The sequence below is a fragment of the Streptomyces sp. S6 genome (assembly GCF_054880855.1).
In genome coordinates this window covers 1-3,762 of sequence record NZ_JBTYMC010000465.1, presented here as the reverse complement: position 1 = coordinate 3,762, position 3,762 = coordinate 1, and the positions used below count along the sequence as shown (strand labels likewise).

Below are 3,762 nucleotides of genomic sequence, written 5' to 3'. Positions count from 1 at the left end.
CAGCGCAACGGGGATGGGCACGGCGGCTGGCGGGATACGCCTGGCGGTATCCGAAGGACACGCTCCTGGCCCTCGGCTCGTCCCTGGCGGGTATGGCGGTCATGGCGGTCGCGCGGTCGGGGCCGGACGGGTTCGGGGTGTGCGGTGTCGTGGAACGCGGTTCCACAACCTCTGCGTCGCCCTCGTCCACTGCCCTCTCCGTGATCGCTCGCCCGGTCTTCGCGTCGCCTGCCCCGGATCTGCCGCCGGAAACCACGGCTTCGCGGACGGCCGGGACCGGCTCCTCGCCGCTCAGGGTCAGCAGCAGCGACGACGGCAGCGCCACCTCCGCGGTGACACCCCCGCCCGGCGTCCGCGACAGGGTGACCTCGATCTCCCAGCGCCGCGCGAGAGCGCCGACGACGAACAGGCCGAGCACCTTCGTCGGGACGAGGTCCAGGCGCTCACGCCGCACCAGCCGGGCGTTCTCCTCGGCGAGCCGCTCGGCGCTCATCCCGAGTCCGTGGTCGACGACGGTGATGGACGCGCCGTCCACATGGGAGCGCACACCCACCTCGACGGACGAGTCGGCCGGCGAGAACGACACCGCGTTCTCCAGGAGTTCGGCCACCATCAGCGTGAGGTCGCCGATGATGTCCGGCTCGACCATCACCTCGGACGCGGCCCGCAGCTCGACGCGCTGATACCCCTCGATCTGCCCGAGCGCGGCGCGGACGACGTTGGTGAGCGCCGTCGGACCCGAGTCGAGGACCGTCTCGCGGATGCCGGCCAGCAGCATCAAACTGTCGGCGTTGCGGCGCAGACGCACCGCGATGTGGTCGATGGAGTACAGCCGCTCCAGGAGCGCCGGGTCGGTCTCACCGCGCTCCACCGCGTCGATCAACGTCAGCTGACGGGTCGTCAAGTTGCTGACGCGGCGCCCCACGTTGCCGAACATCTCGGCGACGTTGCGCCGGCTGAGGACCTGACGCTCCAGCAGCGCCGCGGCCGTGGTCTGCACGTTGTTGAACGCCTCGGCCAGCTCACCGATCTCGTCGTCCGCGGTGACCGGCAGCTCGCGCAGCCGCGGCGGGCCGCTCTCCTCCGTGTCGTCGGCGGCGACCCGCGCCAGTTCGCGCCCGGCGACGTCGGCGACCTCCCGCGCGGCCCCCGTCAGCGCCAGCACCGGCCGGACGACCGAGCGGCGGACCAGGACCGAGAGGCCGATCCACAGGACGAACCCGACGATCACCAGGCTCAGCAGGAGGACGACGCGCCAGCGGGCGCCGTCCGCCTTGTCCTGCGCGCGGTCGGCGATCTGGCCGATGAGCGCGTCGGTGATCTTCAGCCGGTTCTCGGCCTGCTGCTGGAAGTCGCCGTAGGCGGCCAGCGCTCCCCGCAGCGCGGTGCGCAGGTCCTTCGTCGACGTCGCCTGGAGCGAACTGGGGTCGACGGAGAGGCCGGCGTAGTGCTGGTCGATGGCGGCCTGGGCCTCGTTGTGCTCGATGCCGCCGAGCTGTTCGGCCTGGTCGGAGGTCGCGAACCGGGTGAACCGCTGCACCTGGTACGTGTACACCTCGTAGGCGCCGACCGCGCCGGTGAACTCGATGAGCGCGTTGCTGTCGCCGGTCAGCGCGGAGAACACACCGGTCTCGAAGGAGCCGTGCGCGGCGTCCGCGCGCAGCAGGGAGTCCAGCAGGTTGCCGGTGAACGTCGTCGACAGCGCCGAGTTGCGGTCCAGACCGAGGCCGTCGATGAGACCCCGGGCGGCGCCGGTGTACGCCGGGTCGATGTTGTCGGCGGGCAGATAGCCCTGCTCGATCGTCGCCCGCAGGCCCGACAGGCCCTCGACCTCGCGCAGCGCCTGCGCCTCGCCCGCCGCGAGCCGGTCGCCGAAGGAGTCGCGCACCTTCGTCACCTGGTCGTCGACCTTGACCTGGGCCACCCGGTAGGGGTCGGTCGAAGGGGTACCGCCGTCGAAGGACGCCTCGTGACGCACCGACAACAGGATCGCCTGCTGGTGCTCCGCCTCCACCAGCGAGACCAACTGGGCGACCTGGGCGCTGTCGCGCACCAGCCGCGCGGCCTCCTCGGCGCGCTGCGACTCCTGGACCAGGTCCGCGATGACGTACGTCAGCAGGACCGCGATCACCGCGAGCGGCACGCCCACGAGGACGTTCAGCTTGCGCTGGAAGGGCCACCGGTCGGCGAGGGCCCGCAGCCCCCGACGGCCGGGCGCGGGTGCCGGCCTGGCGGTCGAGTCCACCTCTTTCGTGGACACCGGGCCTCCTTCGTCGCGGATATGTGGGGCACCGCGCGCGACGCACACGGATGGCCGGTTCTGATCGGTCTCCGGCTCTGTCTGGCTCCGATCGAGTCGGCGACCGATTCGTACCGGTGAGTGATCGGATCCGACTGCGGCGAGGCTATCGCTTCCGTGAAGCGACAGGCACATCGCCCTGGGTCAAGAATCCATTACGAAGCGACGCCGTACACAACCAGCCACCCGAGAAACACGTATGAAGCGGAACGGCAGGCGGAGTTGTCGAGAATCGAAGCGAATCGTTTACACAACTCCTCTTGACTGCCCGAGAAGACGCTGGATTGGATCGAGGGACCTCCCGGCGCAGCGCATCGCTCCACATCGCCGCCACTCCCCCAAGTCGGAAACAGGAAACGTGACTTCTACCGAGCACCCCCGCAGAACCCTTCTTCGCAACCCCGGCGCGGCCACGGCCGTATTCGCCGCGGCGACGGTCCTGCTGGCGGGCTGCAGCTCCGACGACTCCGGCGGCAACCCCCTGGACGGGGGCGGGTCCGACGGCAAGTCGGTCGTCGTGGGGTCGAACAACTTCGCCGAGAGCACCCTCCTCGCCGACATCTACGGCGAGGCGCTCAAGGCCAAGGGCATCAAGGTCACCTACAAGCCCAACATCGGCAGCCGGGAGACGACTTACGGCCTCCTCAAGAACGGTTCCATCCACGTTCTGCCCGAGTACAACGGCTCGCTGCTCGCCTACCTCGACTCCAAGGCGCCGCAGACCTCGCTGGAGACGGTGAACGCGGCGGCCAAGGCCAAGGTCGACTCGAAGCTGACGCTGCTGAACTCCTCCCCGGCCGAGGACAAGGACTCCGTCACGATCAACGCGGAGACCGCGAAGCAGTACAACCTGACGGCCGCGTCCACGCTCGCGGACCTCAAGAACGCCGCCCCCGACCTGGTCGCCGGCGGCTCGCCCGAGTTCCAGACGCGCCATCAGGGCATGCTCGGCCTCGACTCGGAGTACGGGCTGAAGTTCAAGTCCTTCAAGGCACTTGACGCGGGCGGGCCGCTCACGGTGGCGGCGCTGAAGAAGAACACCGTGCAGGCGGCGGACATCTTCACGACCGACCCGAACATCACCAAGGAGAAGTTCATCGTTCTCCAGGACCCGAAGAACCTCTTCGGGTTCGCGAACGTGACCCCGCTCGTCTACAAGAGCGCGCTCTCCACAGAGGGCGTGGCCGCCCTCGACGCGGTCTCCGCGAAGCTCGACACGAAGACCCTGCGTGACCTCGACGCGCAGGTCCAGCTGGAGAACAAGGACCCGCTGGACGTCGCGAAGGCGTGGCTGAAGACGGTCGGCCTGAGCTGACCCGATTGGACACCACCGACCGGCCCCGGGTGCCCGCGTACGGCGCGGACACCCGGGGTGTCACGCTGACCGGATCCGCCCTCACCGTCCGCGAGTTGATCGCCCTCGCCGACGGCGCGGCCCGGCCCGCCGTCGCGCCGTCGGCCCG

Annotated in this window: 2 protein-coding genes; one reads left to right on the top strand and one right to left on the bottom strand. The window is 69.8% G+C overall.

The features are described 5' to 3' along the window. On the bottom strand, positions 1-2,260 hold a 2,260-nt coding region (locus tag ACVNF4_RS33675; protein ID WP_461806671.1), incomplete at its 3' end, for a sensor histidine kinase. A gap of 397 nt (positions 2,261-2,657) precedes the next feature. On the opposite strand from ACVNF4_RS33675, the gene ACVNF4_RS33670 reads away from it, so the two are divergent. Continuing rightward, on the top strand, positions 2,658-3,614 hold the full coding sequence (locus ACVNF4_RS33670; protein ID WP_461806670.1) for an ABC transporter substrate-binding protein: 957 nt from the start codon (positions 2,658-2,660) through the stop codon (positions 3,612-3,614). Positions 3,615-3,762 lie beyond the last annotated feature (148 nt).